Consider the following 22103-nt stretch of genomic DNA (forward strand, 5'->3'; position numbering starts at 1 on the left):
ATCGCTCTAAACAATTAACCACAGCCGATTTCATTAAATTTTGCTTACAGCAAAAATGAAAACGTTTTCATTTGAAAGTCAACACTTTATCCCTCAACACCCACATGAAAAAGGGCATCTCCCCGGTTGATTACGGGGTTGTTATTCACCGCTATGAGATATCCATCATGCGGTGTGGAAATTTTGGTTTCGTAGGTCCCGAAAGGATCACACACTTTACCTAACAACTCTTTGGCAGTGACCGCCGATCCGTTTCTGCTGGAAGAGTAATGTACCCCCGCAGACTTGGCACGTATCCAGGTAGACTTTTGAATTACGATTGGTGGCTCATTCAAAGGCGGTGCTTCGGCTACCATCCCCAAATACCGCATAACACGCAGTGTACCAGCTATGGCCACATCTATGGCGTTTTTGCGCAAGCGTAAAGACTCACCTCCCTCATATACCAAAATGCGCTTTTCCTGCTTAAAGGCCTCCTTGCGTAGGGACTTATCCCTATGCGGAGAATTGATCACAAATCGCGCACCGAATACTTTGGCCAGCTCGAGGTTTTTTGCATCATCAGTCTTTACGCGTATTTGTGGAGCATTATGAATCCGCGCACCTCCGGTATGAAAATCTATACCATAGTCTATGTGAGGTAGTATCTCATGCATTAGAAAGTAAGCCACTTGACTGGCTAATGACCCGGTCTTGGATCCAGGAAAAGAGCGATTAATGTCTTTGCCATCCGGTACATCACGGGAAAAGTTGATGAAGCTATAAATATTGATGATAGGCACGCAGATCACGGAGCCGGCATCTACCTGATAGAGCTTGTCTCGGATGATTCTCCGCATGGTCTCCACACCATTGATTTCATCACCATGCATCCCCGCCAGCAATAGCAAAGTAGGACCCGCTTTTTTGGCCCGGTGTACCAGCACAGGGATATCTATGACTGTACCTGAGGGCAGTTTGGCAATCTGCGCATTGATCTTTTTGGTCTGTCCTAGACTTACAAGAGTACCGGCTATTTCCATTATTTTTTTAAGGTATGTTGGAGTGAAGTACAAAAAAGTTGTGCGATGGGCTGCGAATGAGTCATGGCATATTCCTGACTTATTTCCAGCTCTATACCAAGATAACAGGATTGGTCAAATTTTGTGCGTAAATAAGTAGTGAAGCCATCCGCACTGCCCTGGTAGGGCTCATTGCTACGGATTATGTACTCGCATTGCTGCTGAAGGTACACTCCCAACTCCTCACAAAACTCCTTTTCTGAAGCCCGGTCTTCATCGAATAGCAACCCAATTTCTACATCCCGTTTTTTTCCTTTCCAAATAGGTGTGAAGGTATGCACTGACAAATGCACCACGCAGTATCCCTCAGACACCAGATTAGCTATATGAGTCTCCACCCGATTGCGATAGGACCAATAGTAAAGCTCTAAAACGGCTTCTTTTTCCTCCAAAGTGAGCACATCTGAAAACTCAGACCATAGCTGCTCATGATCGACGGATCGATTGACTTCTACCAACAGCCTACTTTGATAGTGAGCAAACAATGGCTCTTCAAAATGCCTGGCTAACGCCTCAGCTATCGGAATAGCCCCAGGGTCCCATCCACGATGGCTTTCCAGCGCAGCTTTGGCATGCTGAAAAAAAGTGATGTAGGTATCGGGAATTTGGTTGCCAGCGTGCTCACAAGTGAACACCAGCACATAAGGTATCATTTTCGAAACAAGCGATCTTGCGCCAAACAGTCACACAACTCCCTGTACACCTCCGTGAGCTGCTCCTGCGTATAGTATTCTCCCAGGCGTTTGATAATGCGTTCCGCGAGAGTTCCATCTTGTGTTAGCTGTTTCAGGTTTTCTTTCTGGTGACCTGCAGCTATGCTATCTCCAAGCCGCTCTACCATGGCTTGCCAAAACTCACCTCCACTTAGTGACTCAAAGCCCCAGGTTCTCACATAATCCATATCTGTGATTTGCGCTTTGGCCCCACGCTTTACACATGACCTGAGGACATGGTACAGCTGCTCCGTGGTAAATGACTCTTGTGTTTTGAAGGACACGTATTTCTCAGAAACCAGCAACTTCACCAACTCAGTGATTAGACTGACCACCGCAATATCTGCAGCTACACATTCCTGTATGTCGATGATTCGAATCTCAATAGCTCCGCGATCGAAACGAGCCATTGCTCCCCGCGAGTTGAGCCATACGGGTTTCAGTATTTTGTCCGTATCAAAAGGTGCTATAGCCTCCGCAATGCGATCGTATACGTGCTTTTGGTACTGATGACGTGTAAAAAGCTTCTCCGGCACCACCCTAGCAGTAAGTATGGGCAGCTTAGACTGATTGCGCTCGTAGAAATCGAGTCTCTTATCCATATATCCGGTAAACTTACCATCCAATATGGGGCTGGCAGCAGTCAGAGCCGGAATCATGGGCATCATAAACCGAATGGCGGTATGCAGGCGAGCAAACTCTTCATCGTCATAAAACGGGAAGTTGATGTGCACGCTTTGGAGGTTAGACCAGCCATGTCCCTTACAATTGAAAACACGATCATATGCCTGATAAATCTCTTGAGACTCATGCGGCCACAGTCTGGTTTCCTTGGCTGGATTCATCCAGGGGTGAGCCGCACCGGGCATGAGCATGGCACCATGCTCACCAAGTTGCGCATTGATGGCTCGAACGTCCGCTACGAGCTTTTGATGGAGTGCCCCAAGGTCGTCAGAAGGTCCATTGGACTTGAGCTCTATCACGTGACTCACCAGCTCATTGCTCCAGGCAGTGATGCCCTGCTCCAACTCACCAGTCACCTGACCATCAGCATCGCGCAATAGAACATCCGCGATGGGCTTCACCGCCAGCGTATTTTTATCCACTATCATGTATTCCAGCTCTACACCGTAGCCCTGAAATAAGTGCAATCTTGATTTCATTACACCAATCGATTCATAAATTCCTGCATGATTTGCTGGTAGAGCTTCTGCTTAAGCACCTGATCCTCTACACCCTCATCCAGGTTTGGGTTATCGTTTATTTCAATAATGTAAAATTTCTTACCACGCTGCTTGATGTCCACACCATAGAGCCCATCACCGATCAGGGCAGTTGCTTTTACGGCCAAATCCAGAAGTGCCTTCGGTGCATCCTCCACCGCTATGGTATCGGCATCACCCTCCTCAGGACTACCCGCATTTTTCCAGTTGACGATCTGCCAGTGGTTTGCCGCCATGTAATAGCGGCATACATAAAGTGGCTGTTTATTCAGAATTCCTACCCGCCAGTCAAAGTCTGTAGGTATAAACTCCTGAGCGATCACCAGCTCTGAGGTTTGAAAAAAGTCAGCCAGGACCTTCTTCAACTCTGCCTCGTCGCGGGCTTTTTTCACTCCTTTGCTAAATGATCCGTCGGGCTGTTTGAGAATCACCGGGTATTCCAGCCCACTGGGGATCATTCCCGTCTTGTCTTTGCGAAGTATCTGAAATGCCGGCGTGGGTATTTTGTGCGCCTGCAAGAGCTCACTCAAGTACACCTTGTTAGTACATCGCAAAATAGATTCAGGATCATCCATCACCACCAATCCCTCTGCAGCAGCCTTTTTGGCAAACTTGAAGGTGTGGTGGTTTACATTGGTGGTCTCACGAATAAACAGTGCGTCGTATTGAATCAGCTTGGCAAAATCGTTTTTCGTAATAAAGTCTACGTTGAAACCGATCTTCTCCCCTGCTTTCACAAAATTGGCAAGCGCCTTTTTATTGGAAGGAGGCGTTTGCTCCTCTGGATTGATGAGAATGGCCAGATCATATTTTTTACGACTAAACTGCTTACTCGAGCGGTTTTTACCAAGAACGTATTCCTCCAAAGACTTATTGAGCAGTTCCTTTTCTGTTTCTGGCAAGTCTCCTACGTTATGCGGTCTCAGCTGCCCCAGCATCCATTTTTCTTTCCTTACAAACTGTGCTTTGAGTACCGGCACCTGAAAGAGGTTGAACAAGAGCGTACCTATTTTGGCGAATGCCTGGTCCTGCACCTTTCCAAAACAAACGAATAGCTCCAGCTTATCTCCTTCCGTCTTTTTGAGTACGGACTGGATGATCGCATCGAAATCCTCCGCATCCTCTTTCACCAAAGTGGGAAAACGAAAATCCTGCAATGTGGCAATCTGCGGCATCACCTTGTGGGAGCGAGCCTCAGCCAGCAATGACACATAGTAGCCCAAACTCTGATATTGGTAGCTTTTGCAGAGGTTTATGACCTTGTACTTCCGGTACTTGGTGTAATCAGCCGAGGAAAAATATGCCCCCGGGGTAACTACCTGAACCCGCTCAGACCAGCCCTGCCAGTCTTCTGGTTTTTCGGTGACTAATAGTATGTCAGACATTTTTTGGATGGATCACCAATAAGTTGGCATCATAGGTCAATATACCCAACAAAATGGAATTGATCACGCGCTGTAACGTTACTTCGTAATGTTGTGTTTCGCTTATAGGATTCGCTTTTAGCGGATCGGCTATGTGCACGGTTTTGCTCGCAATGTCATAGCCATAAATCACCACGAAATGCCCCATAGGCTCGCCTTTGATGTCGTGGTATTCGTTGAGCTCACCAATCTCTCGCGGACAGTTGTACAGGTAAGTAGCACTCAAACCGGTCAGGATTGGGTTGCCCTGATTGAGAATACGCTTGATTAATTTGGTATTGAGCTCTTTAAATCGGATTTTTCCACCCAACTCCAAAAACCTCAAATATGCATCTGTAGCCACCTGGAATTTTTTGCTGGTTTTGTGCTTTCGCTGCTCTTTTAACTTGGCATTAAGATCTACCTCCCCGGTAAACCAGGAGGGATCAAACATCTTTAAGTTATAAGTGAAAAGCGTGGCCTGATAGCCTCTTGCCAGGGCATGGTTGCCCAGCATGACTCCCAATGTACCTCCTGTCTGGAGGGTTTTCACAGTAGCAATTACCTCAGACAGCTCTATAGTGTCGTCATGGTACTGATACACTGCCTGAAGGCAGGTTGGCCCACATGTTTCGTCGTTGGGCTGTGCGTGGATGTCAAAACGCAGTGTCTTGACATCCATCTCAGGTTTTTTAGTCACGGTCAAACATCATCCAGATCTTTATTGATGATGAGTCGGTTTCCTCTATTGTATGTAAAGTAGTTCCAAACCCAATTGGCAAACACCAAAAGTTTACGGCGAATTCCTATGATCGAAAATAAATGAACAAACATCCAGACAAACCAGCCAATGAAGCCACCAATGGTCATTTTGAACGGACCGTCTACTACGGCTCTGTTTCTACCGATAGTAGCCATAGTACCCTTATCCACATATTTAAACGGCTTCATTTCTTTCTTAGCAAAAAGACGTTTGAGGTTTGTTCCCAAATGATTGGCCTGCTGGATGGCCACTGGAGCCAATTGAGGCAGCCCTTTAGGGTATGCTTCACTCTTTTGCATGGCTACATCGCCGATAGCATACACATATTCGTGTCCTTTCACCAGGTTGTGCTGATCCACGATGATCCGCCCCTTTTCTACAGCTCCTTCTCTCAAACCAGCAATGAGGTTACCTTTTACTCCAGCTGCCCAGATGAGACAGTAGGTCTTCAGCGTAGAACCATCACTCAGGTGAGCGATACCATCTTCGTATTTCTCTACAAACTTGCCCAGATGCACATCCACCTCAAAATGGTCCAGGTATTTCTCCGCTTTTTTACCTGCTTTATCAGACATTGCTGCCAATACTTTGTCCAGTCCTTCCACGAGATGAATCTTCATTTTACTAAAATCCAACTCCGGGTAGTCATTGGGCAGCACGTGTTTTTTCAGCTCTCCTATGGCTCCAGCTAGCTCCACACCCGTAGGTCCGGCACCCACAATCACAATGTTCATGTGTTTTTCCAGCTCATCCTTTTCATCTTCGTAGAGCTGTAGTGCTTTTTCAAAATTGGTAATAAGCCGGGTACGAAGCTCGATAGCATCACTCATCTCCCGGAGCTTCATAGCTTTTGCTTTGAGCTGATCGTTTCCAAAGAAATTGGTCGTAGCTCCCGAAGCGATCACGAGGATATCATATTTAAGAAACCCAAGGTTCGTTTCTACCTTTTTGTCATCAGCATGGATTTGCTTCACCTTGGCCAGGCGGAAGTGGAAATTCTTATTTTCTTTCAAAAACTCCCTCAATGGGCTGGAAATATCTCCCGGACTCAGCCCGGCAGTGGCTACCTGATAGAGCAGTGGGATAAAGGTATGATGGTTGTGCTTATCGATCATGACGATCTGCACATCCTGCTTGCTAAGCGTACGCACAAGTTCGATCCCAGCAAAACCTCCACCAATAATGACTACTCGTGGTTTGTTGGTCCAGGGGATTCGTTCGTTAATCTTGTCTTGTCTTTTTACGGGAGCTTCTATTAGTTCTTCCACTTTGAGCTTTTATTAAAATCAACAGATAAGTACAAAACTTGTTAACGTTGCTTATTCTGCCGCGAAGTTGATTAAACGAGAAACAAAAAAGAATGGATCAACCTCCTTTAATTTTTTTAAATAATTTTCAGGCATGAATAGCTCCAAAAAAGTCATCAACTCCTGGTGCATGTATGACTGGGCCAACTCGGCCTACAATCTTGTCATTAATACTTCGATTTTCCCGATCTATTACACAGCAGTCACCGCCACGGATGATGGCTCGGATCTGGTGTCTTTTTTTGGGTTTGAGATCGTCAACTCGGTGCTTTACAGCTATGCGATATCGCTCTCATACCTACTCTCTGCGCTCATTTTACCATTACTATCTGGCATTGCAGACTATACCGGTCAGAAAAAGCGCTACCTCAGGCTATTTACCACACTTGGTGCTGTGGCGTGTATGGGGATGTTTCTGTTTACCGCAGACACGCTGGAGTGGGGCATCGCCTGCGTGGTTTTGGCCAGCCTGGGATACAGCTCCGGACTGGTTTTTTATGACGCCTATCTTCCGGAAATTGCCCCGGCGGAAATGACCGATCGCATCAGTGCACGGGGATATTCCTACGGATACGCCGGTAGTGCACTCCTTTTGATAGCAAGTCTTGCTCTGATTACCTTTTATGAGCCACTGGGGTTTCCAAACAAAGGTATGGCCACTCGCACGGTCTTTTTGATGGTAGGAGTATGGTGGATAGGTTTTGCGCAGCTTCCACTAAAACACCTCCCCACCAACGTCTTTAACCGAAAACCTACCGGCAAGATTTTACTCAATGGCTATCTAGAATTAAAAAAAGTGTTTTTGGCACTCAAAAATCAACCCCATATCAAGCGCTACCTGCTGGCATTTTTCTTTTTCAATATGGGCGTGCAAACTATTATGCTACTAGCCACATTGTTTGGCACTAAAGAACTCAACCTGGGCTCGGCCCAACTCATTCCGGTCATCCTGATCATACAGTTTGTGGCTATTGGCGGAGCGATTTTGTTTGCACGGCTCTCCGACAAAAAAGGCAACATCCTTTCACTCTGCACCATGATCGGCATCTGGATAGGCATTTGCATGTTTGCATACACCATCACTACTGTGGAGGAGTTTTACATTGTAGCTGTCCTGGTAGGTTTGGTAATGGGAGGAATACAAGCACTATCACGCGCCACATTTTCTAAACTCGTTCCGGCCGACACTATCGATCATGCTTCATATTTCTCGTTTTATGATGTCACTTTCCACATCAGCGTAGTGCTGGGCACCTTTAGCTATGGAGCCATAGAGCAGCTAACTGGCAGCATGCGAAATAGCACGCTGGCGCTGGCAGGATATTTTGTAGTGGGCTTTCTCTTTCTCATCTTTGTGAAAATGCCCAAAACCAGTGATGCAAAAACTTAATCTTCCGGACTGTGACCTGCGCATCAAGTCAGAGGAAGGAAACCAATTCGTATTTGATATCATCAGAAAAAAGTACCTGGTACTCACGCCTGAAGAATGGGTGCGCCAGCATTTTGTCCACCTGATGATCAACCACCTCAAATACCCAAAGTCGCTTATTTCTGTAGAAAATGGGCTTAAGTACTTCAAAAACCAAAAGCGAAGTGACATTGTATTGAAAAATCGGCAGGGTGGTAATTTTTTACTCATCGAGTGCAAAGCACCGGATGTAAAACTAGGACGAAATACACTTACCCAAATCAGTCAATACAACAAACAACTGCAGGCAGCCTACATTGCTATGACAAATGGATTGCAGCATTACATTTGGGAGTATCAGGCCAAATTGGGTAGCTATACACAACTCAAAGAATTCCCTACCTTCCCTACAAAATCCTGAGAGGTCGACAGCCTCCTGCAAATGAAAAAAGCGCCACCAGGGCGCTTTCTCCAATTATTCACATTACTCACTCGTAATTGTATAAGTAGTAGAATTACAAGTATTTTTCTGCCGGGCTAAATGGCAACCCGAAGGCTTTGGCTACTCCTTCGTAGACAATATCTCCATTCACCACATTTAGTCCAAGCAACAATTCTCTATTTTCAGTACAGGCTTTTTGCCATCCTTTGTCTGCCAGCTGTATGGCGTAAGGCAGCGTAGCATTGGTAAGTGCCAATGTAGACGTGTAAGGCACTGCACCCGGCATATTGGCCACACAGTAGTGCAAAATATCATCGATCACGTAGGTAGGGTCCTGATGAGTGGTAGGCTTACACGTTTCTATGCAACCACCTTGATCTACAGCCACATCTACCAACACGGTACCAGGTGTCATTTCCTTTAGCATGTCTTTGGTAATCAGGTGCGGAGCTTTTGCTCCAGGGATCAGTACTGCTCCCACAATCAGATCATGCGTGGCTATGAGCTCTCGGATGTTATACTCATTAGACATAAACGTATTTACATTGGCTGGCATCACATCATCCAGGTACCGCAGACGCGAAAGGTTTACATCCATGATGGTCACATCTGCTCCCAGTCCAGCCGCCATCTTAGCAGCATTGGTCCCTACTACACCTCCTCCGAGGATCAGCACTTTTGCTGGACGCACACCAGGCACTCCTCCAAGCAATATCCCTCTGCCGCCCATCGGCTTCTCCAGGTACTTGGCGCCTTCCTGGATAGACATCCGTCCGGCTACTTCAGACATAGGCACCAGCAAGGGCAATGATCTATCAGGTTTTTCCACCGTTTCGTAGGCCAGGCACACTGCCCCACTTTCCATCATCGCACGTGTGAGCGGCTCATGAGAGGCAAAGTGGAAGTAAGTAAATACTAACTGATCTTTTTTGATTAGCTTATACTCAGGCTCTATGGGCTCCTTCACCTTGATGATCATCTCAGCGATCTCATAAGTTTCCTCGATTGTAGGTAATGTTTTGGCTCCAGCCTCTACATACTGCTCATCAGAAAAACCACTTCCCAGGCCGGCCGTAGCCTGCACATAAACCTGATGACCTCTTTTGGTCAGTTCTTTCGCTCCAGCAGGGGTGAGAGCTACTCGATTTTCATTGTTTTTAATCTCTTTTGGAACCCCGATTATCATAATTCTGAGTCTTTTTTGGATGTTGTCAAGAGCAAAGATAAAGGGCCATTTTCACAAAATATTAGCACTCAAAAAATTCGATAGAACCAGCAAGTAGTTTTCACTGATTAAGGAATAATATTTGGTATTCACCACCATAACAAAAGAATATTTTTAATGAAAACGATTACCACCACATAGACCAGCATTTCATATGGTCTCCCCGAACCAAAAATCCTCGATTTTGATTAGATTTGTAGGTACGACAACAACCCCAACCCAATAAAAAACTTACGTTCTATGAGTGCAACTAAAACCATTCGCAAGCAAAAAATCACCCTGGATAAAAGCGAAATATTAAGCGATTATGCACTGGCTGTTGAAAGCCGTGAAATGAGTTTAATAGGACGCAAAGAGGTCTTTATGGGAAAAGCCAAGTTTGGTATTTTCGGAGATGGAAAAGAAGTTGCGCAAATCGCAAAAGCCAAATTTTTCCAAAACGGAGACTGGCGGTCTGGATACTACCGCGACCAAACCTTTGTAATGGCCATTGGTCAAACGAATGCTCAGGAGTTTTTTGCACAGCTCTACGCACACACCAATGTAGAAGCCGACCCGGCATCAGGTGGGCGCATGATGAACGGACACTTTGGCACCCGAACAGTAAACAATAAAGGAGAGTGGAGAACCCTCACCGACATGAAGAACACTGCGTCGGACATTTCTCCTACTGCTGCCCAAATGCCAAGACTCGTAGGGCTAGGATGGGCTTCTAAACTCTACCGTGAAAACCCCGAACTCAAAGATTTAAAAGATTTTTCCATCAATGGAAACGAAGTAGCGTTTGGTACTATAGGCAATGCCTCCACTTCAGAAGGGCACTTTTTTGAAGCTATGAATGCAGTAGGGGTACTGCAAATACCCGTGGTAATATCCGTATGGGATGATGCCTACGGAATATCCGTACCACAGAAGTACCACACCACTAAAGAATCGATCTCCAAAGCACTTGCAGGGCTACAACGAACCAAAGATGAGCCTGGAGTAGAAATATTTACCGTAAAAGGCTGGGACTACCCTGCGCTGATAGAGACGTACCAAAAAGCAGTAAAACTTGCGCGCGAAGAGCACATACCATCTTTGGTGCATGTAGAAGAGCTCACCCAACCGCAAGGACACTCTACCTCCGGATCTCATGAGCGATACAAACCCAAAGAACGACTGGAGTGGGAAAAAGCTCATGATTGTAATCTAAAAATGCGTGAGTGGATCGAAGCAGAGGGCATCGCTACTGCAGAAGAACTCAACCAACTGGAGAAAGAAGCAAAGTCAAAGGCCAAAAAAGCGCGTGAGGCAGCCTGGAAAGCTTTTTCAGAAGACATCAAAAATGAACTGAATGAAGCTGCCGAATTGATAGGCAAAGCTGCCCTATCTTCCAGCAACAACAAAAAACTGCAGCAGATCAAAAGCGACCTCAAAGGTGCTTTGAATCCCCTGAAAGCAGACATTATCCGTGCTGTGCGCAAAAGCCTTCGCTATCTGGTAAATGACAACTCCCAGGAAAAAGCCCTACTTACTCAGTGGCTAAACGACAAACAAAAACAACACTGGGACGAATATAGCTCGCATCTCTACAGTCAGTCTGCAGACTCGCCTCTCAACATCGCAGAGGTAAAACCAGAGTATAGCGTTGACTCCAAAGTAGTAGACGGGCGTGAAGTAGTACATGCCTGTTTTGATGCCCTTTTCGAAAGAGACCCCAGAGTCATTGCTTTTGGTGAGGATGTAGGCAAAATCGGTGATGTAAATCAAGGTTTTGCTGGCCTACAAGATAAATTTGGTGAGATACGAATCACAGACACGGGCATCCGCGAACTCAGCATTATCGGCCAGGGTATTGGCGCTGCCCTTCGTGGGTTAAGGCCAATAGCTGAAATCCAATATTTGGATTACCTGATCTACGCAGTACAGACACTTTCCGACGACCTGGCATGCTTGCACTACCGAACTTGCGGAGGACAAAAAGCTCCTCTCATCATACGGACGAGAGGTCATCGCCTGGAAGGAGTCTGGCACAGTGGATCACCTATGGGCATGATCATCAATTCACTCCGTGGCATCCACGTACTGGTACCAAGAAACTTAACCCAGGCTGCTGGCTTTTACAATACGCTGATAGAGTCTGATGACCCTGCCATCGTTATCGAATCACTCAATGGCTACAGGTTAAAAGAAAAAATGCCCGAAAACATCAGTGAAATAAAAGTGCCACTGGGTGTGCCTGAGATTTTACGTGAAGGAGAAGATGTGACACTGGTAACGTATGGATCCACCTGCCGCATAGTGATGGAGGCAGCTCAGCAGCTGAGTGAATTTGACATCTCATGTGAAGTCATCGACGTACAATCTTTACTACCATTCGATAGACATGGAGTAATAGCCGAGTCGGTTAAGAAAACCAACCGGGTGGTCTTCATTGACGAGGATGTTCCTGGGGGCGCCTCAGCCTTTATGATGCAAAACGCACTAGAACGAGATGGAGGCTATTTCCACCTGGACTCTAAACCAGTCACAATCACTGGCAAGGAGCACCGACCAGCATATGGTACGGATGGAGATTACTTCTCAAAACCAAATACTGAAGACGTGTTTGAAGGCGTATACAATCTGATGCACGAGGTAAACCCTGACAAGCACCGGGCGATCTACTAGTTTCGCTCGTCGGTGATCATCTGAAGTGTAAGATCAGGAGACTCCACTGTATTGCTGACATTGAGAGCTCTGTCATAGATAAAAAAGCGGACCTTGAAAGTATCTCGGCGTAGTACGATCGGAAACCCAATAGAAAACATGGTGTAATTGATGGTGCCGCTCAGTGAGCGACCCAAATTTTCCACATCGAAAATAGGGATCCTACCATTGAAATCAACCTCACTACAATTGGTATTACCAAAAGTCTCGGCAAAATCGATCACCTCATACTCCCCACTACGCTTACGCAAAAAATCAATATGTAGGTTGTTATGGTAAGGGTTCTTACGAATATACAAGGTATCATTTGCACTCACCTGGTAGTCCTTACAATTGTACGGTGGCCGATTATCAGTTTCACTCAGCAGCTCTTTAGTAGGATCTACCCGTGATGACACCAGATACAAAGGCGGCTCTACATCAGGATCAGAGAACGTCACCAGCGAATCACGCGCATCAATTACATAATCAAAAGGGTGAAAAGGAAAAAAGAGCTCATTTTCTGTAAGACCGATATTGCCATCACCATCCTCAAAATCAAAACTCAGAACCATAGAGTCACGCTCCGTCTCATAATCAATGAATCGTAGACTATTGAATGCTATCTTTGGAATCTCGGAAAACTCCGGCGGCTCAAAACAACTGCTAAGCAGCAGTGTCACCATAAGTATTGATATTTGAATCGAACGGCTGTGCATTTAGACAAATCTATTATTTCTTTCCTTTATTAGAGGTTATAACTCATGTTTGATATCGAAAATTTCAAAAGTGAACTTTTTTCTACTACTAAAGACAATTTTGAGACCAAATCGTTGGAATTATTCGCCTACCAATACGAGTCTAACCCTGTATATCAAGCTTACTGCAAGCACTTAAATCAAACGCCTCAGCACGTTGAGAGCTTACACCAAATCCCGTTTTTACCTATCTCATTCTTTAAAACACACACTCTAAAGTGTGCATCATGGCGTTCAGAAAGGGTCTTTAAAAGCAGCGGAACCACCGGAATGGAGCGTAGCGAACACCACTGCCCGTCTGAATCCTTTTACCTTGCTAATACGGTGAAAATTTTTGAATCACACTACTATCCCCTAAAAGATGTAGAGATACTGGCCCTACTCCCCTCCTATCAAGAGCAAGGCAACTCCTCGCTAATCAGCATGGTGGATCATTTCATATCCAATTCCCGTCATGAGAGTCGCTATTATTTACACCAGACTAACGAGCTCATAAAGCGCCTCAAAACCCACACATCGCACCAAAAACTATTGATAGGGGTCTCTTTTGCACTATTAGATGCAGTCGAGCACGAGGCTATCTCTAGCCACAACCTTACTGTGATGGAGACTGGCGGCATGAAAGGACGCAGAAAGGAACTTATACGTGATGAACTTCATCACTTACTAAAAAGAGGCTTTGGAGTAGAGGCCATCCACTCGGAGTATGGCATGACCGAACTGACCTCCCAGGCCTATGGGGCTCATGGGAAATTTAAATTCCCACCATGGTGCCGAGCACTGATCAGAGATATAAACGACCCCTTTAGCTACGTATCTGAAGGCAAATCCGGAGGTTTAAACATTATCGATCTCGCCAACATTCAAACCTGTGCGTTTATTGAAACCAAAGACCTTGGCAAACAGGTCACTAGCGATCAATTTGAAGTCCTTGGTCGCTTTGATAACTCTGATATCAGAGGCTGCAACCTCTTGGTGTAGCCGACAAATAGCAAGATTTATTTTGTTTAGAACTTAAAGTATTGATATTTTTGAGAAGGTAACAATGGATGATATGTCCGCTAGTAGTAAATAAGCCGCTCATGAAACTGAAAGTGACAATACTCGCCCTGGTAATATTTGGTATGTCTGCATGCACCCAAAAAACATGCCCAACATACGCTAAAGGAGACGCAGAGCAGCCTCAAACTGAGGAGACTGCCAACGTCTAAGCTCTTTTATATTTCCACGTACTTCTTCACGTCTTCTACGCTGATCTCGTCATTCGACATGATGATCAGTCGCTCGACTATATTTCGTAGTTCACGAATATTTCCTGTCCACTTATATTGCTGAAGCTGCTTTACAGCATCATCTGCTATTGTTTTTGGCGCAGTGCCATACTCCTGAGATATCTGATGTAAAAAATGCTCCACCAGCATGGGAATATCATCTGCTCGCTCTCTTAGCGGAGGCACCTGAATAATCATTACACTTAGCCGGTGATAAAGATCCTCTCGAAACTTCCCATCTGCTATCTCCTGCTTCAGGTCTTTATTAGTGGCGGCCACCACACGCACATCCACTTTGATACTTTTATCGCCACCTACACGCGAAATCTGATTTTCTTGCAATGCCCTTAGTACTTTGGCTTGTGCAGAAAGACTCATATCACCAATCTCATCCAAAAACAAAGTACCGCCGTTGGCTTGCTCAAACTTTCCTGAACGCTGCTTGTGCGCAGAGGTAAACGACCCCTTCTCGTGCCCAAACAATTCACTTTCGATCAGCTCAGACGGAATTGCCGCACAATTAACCTCTACAAGCTGACTAGCTGATCTACTGCTTTTCTCATGTAGCCAGCGTGCTACCAACTCCTTACCGGTACCATTTTCCCCCATGATCAGCACACGTGCATCTGTAGGAGCTACCTTCTCTATGGTTTCTTTAATTTCGGAAATTGCGGCAGACTGCCCTACGATATCAAACGACTTGCTAATCTTCTTTTTAAGTCGCTTGGTCTCGGTCTGCAGATTAGACTTATCCAGAGCATTTCTTACAGTCAAAAGCAAACGATTAAGATCTGGTGGCTTCTGAATAAAATCATACGCTCCTTTTTTGGTAGCATCCACAGCCGTCTCAATGGTACCATGCGCAGACACCATGATAAACGGAGCATCTATACCCTCAGCGATCGCTTTGTCGAGCAACTCAATACCATCTAGCTTTGGCATTTTAATGTCACACAACACCGCATCGTATTTCGTATTTTTCAGTTGCTCCCACGCAGCTTCCCCATCGGGTGCTTCGCTCACCTCATAAGACTCGTCTTCCAGAATCTCACGAAGTGCCTGGCGGATGGCTTTCTCATCATCTACTATTAGGATATGCGCCATAATAACTTTCGTTGGTTTGAATAATGCCTATCCACGAATTGTGCCAACAGACACTTTAAGGCATTCGAAAAAAGAAAAAAGTGCAAGTCTGTAAGCCGGGTTCTGTATTTGCCCTTAGGCAAATGCTCACCATTTATCTGGTACTGGTGTCACCACCAGCATCTATCAACCTACCCATCCTGCATACGAGCGAGTAACTCTCAAACAGGACCTATTTGGTCTTTCAGCCCGCAAGGTTTGCCTGGACACTGCAATTCACACTGCAGCCGGTGGGCTCTTACTCCACCTTTTCACCCTTACCCTGGCAGGCCAGGGCGGTATATTTCTGTGGCACTAGCTGTAACATAGCTGTTCCCAGCCATGCTCCTTCCCGTTAGGAAGTGCGGTACTCTGCGCTGCCCGGACTTTCCTCCCCAGCATTGCTACTGAAGCGATGAGCCGACTTGCAGGTGCAAAACTAACCAATCAGAAGTTATCCTGACCGGTAATTTTAAACTCCCACTCATCAGCTGTGTAGGCTACCTCCTTGATAGCCTCTTCAATAAGCTTATCATCCGTATGCTCTAAAAAAATGGAGGTGTCTACTTTCAGGAAGTCATCTTCTACTATGAAATTTGTATGCACAAAATCCTTGCTCGCCTCCAGAAGTGTGGCATAATCAATGTTTTCAGTCACTCGACAGACCTTAGATGTCACCTGAACAGCCTTTCGATTGTATTTTTCGTGATTGACTAGCTTCGCAATGACGGTTTGAAACCGTTCGTCTGGCAGGGGAACGATGAATATCGAATGGTTATCATCGTATTCGTTGTAGTCTCCGCCAATCTTATTGGCGAACTTTTCCGAAAACTCCTTTAAGTTCATGATCTTATTTTAGTGGTGTATGACTACATTAAGTTCGTCAAATTCAACCACACTTCAAAGTCACTAGCCCAAGGCTTTTTTGTAAGTATCAATGGCTCGCTGGCGAGCAGCCTTATGGTCTACTATGGGGTCTGGATACCGTGACGTCTCCAGCTCGGGCACCCATTTTCGAATGTACCGTAGTTCTTTGTCAAATTTTTCCTGTTGGCTGTAAGGGTTAAAAACCCGAAAATAAGGTTGTGCATCTGTACCAGTTCCGGCAGCCCACTGCCAGCCCCCATTGTTGCTGCTAAGCTCAAAGTCGAGGAGCTTTGCCGCAAAGTATCGCTCACCCCACCGCCAGTCGATCAGTAAGTGTTTGGTCAAAAAGCTAGCCACCACCATTCTGATCCTATTGTGCATATAGCCCGTAGCATTGAGCTCACGCATGCCAGCATCTACTATCGGATAGCCTGTTTTTCCCTGACACCATTTTTCAAACTGCTCCTCGTCGTTGATCCATGGAATTTGATCATACTTAGGCTTAAAAGCCCGATCTACTACATGTGGATAGTGTGCCAGTATCATCATATAGAACTCCCTCCAAATGAGCTCGTTCAGAAACGTATCTGATATGGACTGTGCTCTCAATACCAATTCCCGGATACTTATCGTCCCAAAACGCAAATGCACTCCCAGCCTGGATGTACCTTCCTTTGCCGGGTAATCTCGATCAGATGCATAGTTGGCCAGCAGCTCATCTCTAACCTCAGCATTTGGTAGCTCAATGTCAGTCCGCGAAAACCCTATGTCCTTTAAAGATGGGATTGCTGGTTGTTTTTCGGCATAGAGAGCCGCCAGCTTCTGTTCACTGTTGTAGTGATCCAGCTGGATACCTGCCAACTTAGCCAGCCACTTGTTTTTGTAAGGGGTAAATACCTTGTAAGGTTCTTCCTGATCAGTAAGGATTTCTCCTTGCTCAAAAACAACCTGATCTTTAAAGCTATAAAAAGGTATTTCCTGACTGGCCAGGAGCTCTTTGATCTCCTGGTCTCGCTGCCTTGCGTAAGGCTCATAATCTCGATTCGTATAGACGCCAGCCAGATCATATTCTTCCATGAGTTGCTCAAAAGCAGCCTTAGGAGTATCGTAAAACACGCGCAAGCCCCCTCCGCTTCTCCGATAGGCCTCATCGAGCTGTGCTATCTGATCGTGTATAAAAGTGACACGGGCATCTGCCGGATCGTCAAGCTCATTCAGTATGTTTTTATCAAAAATAAAAACGGGAAGCACAGGCTCTTCGCTATCGAGGGCATAATAGAGCCCTACATTGTCGATATAACGCAAATCACGTCTATGCCAAAAAACATTTACCTTATCCATGAGAAAAGAACCAGCTATCCTGTTGGATGTTTGTCTCTCTCCTTCAAATTGTCAGGATTCGTTGGCTGCTTTTTCAGCTTCCATATTTTTAGGTGCCGTACGTATAGACTCTTCCCTCGTTTTGCTTAATAGCTCTTTAAAATCATTGAAAGACTTAAGGTACTGAAAGCTAACGCCTGTTTCCCGCTGGAGGTCGTTAGCCACCTGCTCAGTTTGGCTAAAAGCCTTTACCCTGAGGTGACCATCTGGTGTGAGTAAATACCGAACTGACCAATCTCCAATATAGGTAGCAGTGCCCGCCACATCGTCGGCACCCTGAGGCATACCACCACCTCCGCTTACCTGTAATCTTCCATCCAAAAAAGTGTATGACAACCTCAACTGAAAAGTATTAAAGGCATTGGCATCCATGGAAGCCAGATCGATATCTACCTCAAGGTTTTCATCTACCTGACTGATAAAGTAAGAAAACTGGTTGCTTACAAATTCACTAAGACTATTGCCCATCCCCCCACTTACGGCGAAGCTGGACGGAGGCGATAGTTTTCGCAAGATCAATAGACTGAACACTTGCTTTTTGAGTTGCTGTTCATCATTGTTGATCGTATTGATGGCACCAACAATCTCATTAGCAGGTGATGCCCTGCTATCTTCAAGTTTAATTTCAAAATCGATGGTTGGCGACAGCATTTCACCATTAAGTTTGAGCACCACCAGTACAGGATATTTGGTACTGATGCCTTCCTCTTCTTTTCCCAGATATGCATCAAAGCTAGCGAGCTGACGGTAGGTTGCCTCCAAATCTAAAACACCTGCATAAGGATCCCCATACCAGGAGATGGTACTCCCTGGCACTACGCTAAATTCTTTATTGACAAAATTGGGCACAGTGAAATTGTAAGCTCCTTCAGTAATATTTAAGTCTCCAAACAGCTCAAATTCACCATTGGTATCAAGTGTGAGATTGAGGTTACCAGCACCTCTTCCCCTAATAATATCCCCTGTGCGAATGTCGAATATTAGCTCTACATAAGCATCTGGTGTAACATCTATTTCAAAATCTAACCGAACCCCTGAAATACTATTTTTCACAGCCTCTTCGATATCTAACACGTCAGTAGTATCCGAAAAATCCACAAAAGAGATGTACTCTTTTTGGCTTACTTCACTCTCTCCAGAAAGCGGTATGTAAAGCTTAGTACCTTTCTCAGTAGTCGCCTTGGCCGTGATCACCAGATCATCAAATGGCCCGCGCACAGAAATATCCCCCGAAGCATTGGCAGTGCCATAGTAGAGACTATTATCACTTGCAGTTGTGTTTAGGAACTGAAACTCACTGGCCGCCAGGTTTAGATTGGTATAAAAGTCTGTAAAGCCATCGTGCTGTATAGCCCCTGTCAGCGAGGCTTTATCTCCATCCTTATCCACCAGTCTTATTCCATTGAGTTTGATAGCATTATTGTCAAAAGCCACAGCACCGTCAAACTCATAGGTAGTTCCCAGGTAGTCAAACCTCATTCGTCCGTTGGTAATAGTGCTTTCACCTGTGACCACAGGCCGGTCAAGCGTCCCATTGAGCTGCATATCTCCATCAGCTAGCCCTCCAATATTCGAAAACAATGCACCAGAAAATGGATCCAAAACCTGAAGATTTGCCTTGTTAAAACTCGCCTCTACAGCCAATTCTTCTTCCGCATCTGGTGTATAGTACCCACCAATAGCTATGGTTTCTACTCCTTCTCGCACTACATTGAGGTCCAGCTTTAACCCCTGCTTATCCGGGTTCCATTCAGACTTGCCAGACACATCACCCACCAGAAATTCATTCAATTCGAAATCCACAATAGACACATCGCTACTGAGAATAAAAGGCTCCTGACGCTTTTGGCGTTGCAGCTCTATTGAGCTATTCAAGACCCCAGCCACATCTAAAGGCAGCAACCCACTTATGGTTTTCAACTCGAAAGCATCAAAATTCAATGTGAGATTGGTCAATGCAGAATCACTATAGCTCCCTTTTAGCAATATAGATTGGTCGTTTTGATACAGCTCCAGTCGGTCCACGGTAATTTTATCTTCGGTGTAAACCACTTTGTTGTAAGGGTTGAAAAACCACTGATTATCAAATAAAATGAGGCGTGAGGGCAGAAATGAAAACACGAGTCTGTCTGTCAAAATTCTCAGTTGCCCATTTACAGCTAATGAACTATTATTGGCTGGTTGCCGAATACTCGAGCTTAGATCCACGTGCTTATCGTTCCATACGGCCTCTACCAAAAGGTCATTGGTTTGAGGAATCTTGCGCCAGTTTTGTACGCCTGACATCAACTGCACAGAGGCAATAATACTGGCAGAGTCCAAATCTTTAGACAAGTTGATATCAATGGTATTTTCTTTATAGCCTACCTCCTGATAATTGATACTGTCAATTTCGGCAAAAACAGAAAGTGTGGCATTCGACCGCTGGTAGTAGGTACCAGTCACATGACCTCCCGGTGACAAATAGAGCGGTACGTCTAGCAGTTTTATATAATCAGCAATATTGTCGTACTGAAGTTCAAAGTCGATGGAATAACGGTCATAGTCATGCAACGACTTCTTCTCGCCTCGCTGATAGTCTGGCTTCACATATGCCTCCAGCTCCCTAAAAATAGCCTTAGCATCATTTGTTAGTTGAGAAAAAGAGAAATCCCCGGCCATGCGCATGCGCACCTCAGGAAGGTTCATCGCAATCTCTCTGTTGTCCTTTGACACATAGGAGGCTACCATTATCGAATCAAGCTCTACAGAATCTTGTTTCCACCGTAGCTTCAGACCACCAACCTGCACTTTACCCTGCAAGCTGTCCAGATTTAGACTTGTAACATCGGCCTGCAAACTACCAGACAGACTCAGCGGCTCGTTGACAAATCCCAGTTCGAACAAGTCCAGAGCATCCACTTTAGAACTTACTGCAATCACTTCTGGCCTGGCTGCCAGATCCACAGACCCTTCGGTAGATATCTGACAGTTGGGGTCCGCTATAGATAGCCTTCCTTTAAAAAACTCAGAAGCAAAATCCCCCTCAGCCTGAATGGAATCATACCGGTAACCAAAAAACTCTGACTGCCATAAATCAGCATTTAAATAAAATCTTGCCTTTTGCACCGTGGCGCCTTTGCCTTTTATAGTGCCATCCATGTTTACAGCTCCTACCATAGAAGGGTCTTCCAATAAGGCGCCAACATTAAAATCTTCTAATTGCAGTTTACCCGAGTACCTTACGTCTTCCCAATCTGCCGGAAATTTCAGGTTGATATCCGAAGCGATGTTGCCTTCCCTCGTATTGAATTCTCCTCTCGCAACAAAATCATTGACAAAACCTAAAAAGCTTCCAGAGAAGCCGATGGCTCCCAGGTTTTTCACCTGCTCATAATTTGGCCCTAAAAATGGCTTTAAATCTGTAGGCCGGGCAAATGCCTGGGTAAGTCGGGCATCAATAAATGTTTCCTCTATACGCGGCAGCCCCATAAAATCCACGCTACCATAAACGTGCGACTGCTGTCCCACATATATTTGGAGTTCGTCTATGGAAAGGTGCGGCACCGTACCATTAATTTGAGCAGTCACTCGCGCATCAAAACCTTCTGCAGGGATATCCGCGAAATAATCGATATCACGCTTGTCTATGGTAGCATTTTTCAGGTGGATATCCATAGATACGCTATCCACAAAAGCACCTAAATCATCGAGCCCAGAATATTCCAGGCGTATCTTATCTCGAATTTCAGATCTACTCGTTTTTAGATAAAGCTCACTGAGGTCAATTGCTTTGTTACTCAAATGAAACAGCGAACTCATCTCCTGAATCGTGAGCCCCGAAGATGGGTCTCGAGCAGCTAACGACTCTATATTGGCCTCTATGGTGTCACTTACCAGCAAAAAGGACTTCAGCGTGGCTCCAGGAATCTCCAATAAGAAATTGCCATAGTCAAATTTGTCTTTAGGCATTTTCGGCTTTTTCTCATTGTAAAAAGCAAACTGAAAATGATCCAATCGGATCTTGTCTATATGTACGGAAGGTGATTTTTTAAGTGTATCCTTTGGTTTTGAGCCTGTTAGCTGCTTTATATCATTGATAAACTCTACCAGATTGATCGCTTCATCATCGTCATAATCATGAAGGTATAAGCCTCCATCTTGTAGATAGACCTGATCGAAAGCTATTTCCTGAGGGTTTAGTATCTTACTCAATTGAAAATCAACGGAAAGCTCTCCCACAGCCACCAATGGCTCTCCTTTGTAATCAAAAACTTCAAGGCCTTTTATTTCTACAAAATCAAACCATTTGATCTGAATGTTTTTAAACTTTGCAGATTGTCTGGTTTCCTGGTTGATTTTATCAACCACCACATCGGCAACAAAATTTTGAAACAACGGTGTCTGAAGCAATAGAATAAGTACAGTAAGGAATATAGCCAGAAAAGTGAGCGTCCACAGGACTACTCTACGCAAGAATTTCAGAATGTTTCTTACCATATACTGTCTCT

The 22103-nt window shown here is 45.2% G+C and carries 16 protein-coding genes and 1 other RNA gene; 4 read left to right on the plus strand and 13 right to left on the minus strand.

Features of this window, described 5'->3' with window-relative positions:
- Positions 1-86: 86 nt before the first annotated feature.
- From C7460_RS01070 to C7460_RS01095, 6 genes are read right to left on the minus strand one after another with little or no spacing between them, the layout of a single operon-like run.
- A complete protein-coding gene (locus C7460_RS01070) occupies positions 87-1022 on the minus strand; it encodes a succinylglutamate desuccinylase/aspartoacylase family protein (protein WP_115866205.1) in 936 nt (311 codons plus the stop codon).
- Positions 1022-1714, minus strand: a complete 693-nt coding sequence (locus tag C7460_RS01075) for an N-formylglutamate amidohydrolase (RefSeq protein ID WP_115866206.1) — start codon at positions 1712-1714, stop codon at positions 1022-1024. Before C7460_RS01075 ends, C7460_RS01070 begins: the two co-directional genes overlap by 1 nt.
- Entirely contained in the window at positions 1711-2937 is a 1227-nt protein-coding gene (locus C7460_RS01080) for a carboxylate-amine ligase (protein ID WP_115866207.1), read from the minus strand. The genes C7460_RS01075 and C7460_RS01080 overlap by 4 nt, the downstream gene beginning before the upstream one ends.
- Positions 2937-4382 (minus strand): RimK family protein, encoded by a 1446-nt coding sequence (locus C7460_RS01085; RefSeq protein ID WP_115866208.1) that lies wholly within the window; start codon positions 4380-4382, stop codon positions 2937-2939. Before C7460_RS01085 ends, C7460_RS01080 begins: the two co-directional genes overlap by 1 nt.
- Positions 4375-5082 carry a C39 family peptidase gene (locus tag C7460_RS01090; protein ID WP_115866209.1) on the minus strand — a complete coding sequence of 236 codons (708 nt, stop codon included), beginning with the start codon at positions 5080-5082 and terminating at the stop codon, positions 4375-4377. The genes C7460_RS01085 and C7460_RS01090 overlap by 8 nt, the downstream gene beginning before the upstream one ends.
- A 20-nt stretch (positions 5083-5102) precedes the next feature.
- On the minus strand, positions 5103-6431 hold the full coding sequence (locus C7460_RS01095; RefSeq protein ID WP_245986122.1) for an NAD(P)/FAD-dependent oxidoreductase: 1329 nt from the start codon (positions 6429-6431) through the stop codon (positions 5103-5105).
- Between the two features lie 133 nt (positions 6432-6564).
- Here C7460_RS01095 and C7460_RS01100 point away from each other — a divergent pair, with 133 nt between their 5' ends.
- A complete protein-coding gene (locus C7460_RS01100; protein WP_115866210.1) occupies positions 6565-7860 on the plus strand; it encodes an MFS transporter in 1296 nt (431 codons plus the stop codon).
- On the plus strand, positions 7847-8299 hold the full coding sequence (locus C7460_RS01105; RefSeq protein WP_115866211.1) for a type I restriction enzyme HsdR N-terminal domain-containing protein: 453 nt from the start codon (positions 7847-7849) through the stop codon (positions 8297-8299). The genes C7460_RS01100 and C7460_RS01105 overlap by 14 nt, the downstream gene beginning before the upstream one ends.
- A 94-nt stretch (positions 8300-8393) precedes the next feature.
- On the opposite strand, the gene ald is transcribed toward C7460_RS01105, so the two are convergent.
- On the minus strand, positions 8394-9506 hold the full coding sequence (gene ald / locus C7460_RS01110; protein ID WP_115866212.1) for an alanine dehydrogenase: 1113 nt from the start codon (positions 9504-9506) through the stop codon (positions 8394-8396).
- A 279-nt stretch (positions 9507-9785) separates the two neighbouring features.
- Between ald and C7460_RS01115 the strand changes: the two genes are divergently transcribed.
- The gene (locus C7460_RS01115) at positions 9786-12197 is read left to right on the plus strand and encodes an alpha-ketoacid dehydrogenase subunit alpha/beta (RefSeq protein WP_115866213.1); all 2412 of its coding nucleotides are present in this window, start codon (positions 9786-9788) and stop codon (positions 12195-12197) included.
- Here C7460_RS01115 and C7460_RS01120 read toward each other — a convergent pair.
- Positions 12194-12901 (minus strand): hypothetical protein, encoded by a 708-nt coding sequence (locus C7460_RS01120; RefSeq protein WP_147302813.1) that lies wholly within the window; start codon positions 12899-12901, stop codon positions 12194-12196. The genes C7460_RS01115 and C7460_RS01120 overlap by 4 nt on opposite strands.
- Before the next feature lie 396 nt (positions 12902-13297).
- Here C7460_RS01120 and C7460_RS01125 point away from each other — a divergent pair, with 396 nt between their 5' ends.
- Positions 13298-13954: a long-chain-fatty-acid--protein ligase gene (locus C7460_RS01125; protein ID WP_245986125.1), complete on the plus strand. Its 657-nt coding sequence runs from the start codon at positions 13298-13300 to the stop codon at positions 13952-13954.
- Between the two features lie 236 nt (positions 13955-14190).
- Here the strand turns inward: C7460_RS01125 and C7460_RS01130 are convergent, their stop codons facing one another.
- From C7460_RS01130 to C7460_RS01150, 5 genes are all read right to left on the minus strand, one after another.
- Entirely contained in the window at positions 14191-15348 is a 1158-nt protein-coding gene (locus C7460_RS01130; RefSeq protein ID WP_115866216.1) for a sigma-54-dependent transcriptional regulator, read from the minus strand.
- A gap of 75 nt (positions 15349-15423) precedes the next feature.
- Positions 15424-15798, minus strand: an RNA gene (gene rnpB, locus C7460_RS01135) — RNase P RNA component class A.
- A gap of 15 nt (positions 15799-15813) precedes the next feature.
- Positions 15814-16212 (minus strand): type III secretion system chaperone family protein, encoded by a 399-nt coding sequence (locus C7460_RS01140; protein WP_115866217.1) that lies wholly within the window; start codon positions 16210-16212, stop codon positions 15814-15816.
- Between the two features lie 63 nt (positions 16213-16275).
- A complete protein-coding gene (locus C7460_RS01145) occupies positions 16276-17574 on the minus strand; it encodes a cryptochrome/photolyase family protein (RefSeq protein WP_115866218.1) in 1299 nt (432 codons plus the stop codon).
- Positions 17575-17625: 51 nt separating this feature from the next.
- Positions 17626-22092 carry a translocation/assembly module TamB domain-containing protein gene (locus C7460_RS01150; RefSeq protein ID WP_115866219.1) on the minus strand — a complete coding sequence of 1489 codons (4467 nt, stop codon included), beginning with the start codon at positions 22090-22092 and terminating at the stop codon, positions 17626-17628.
- Positions 22093-22103 lie beyond the last annotated feature (11 nt).

The sequence above is a fragment of the Marinoscillum furvescens DSM 4134 genome (genome assembly GCF_003386095.1).
GTDB lineage: Bacteria > Bacteroidota > Bacteroidia > Cytophagales > Cyclobacteriaceae > Marinoscillum > Marinoscillum furvescens.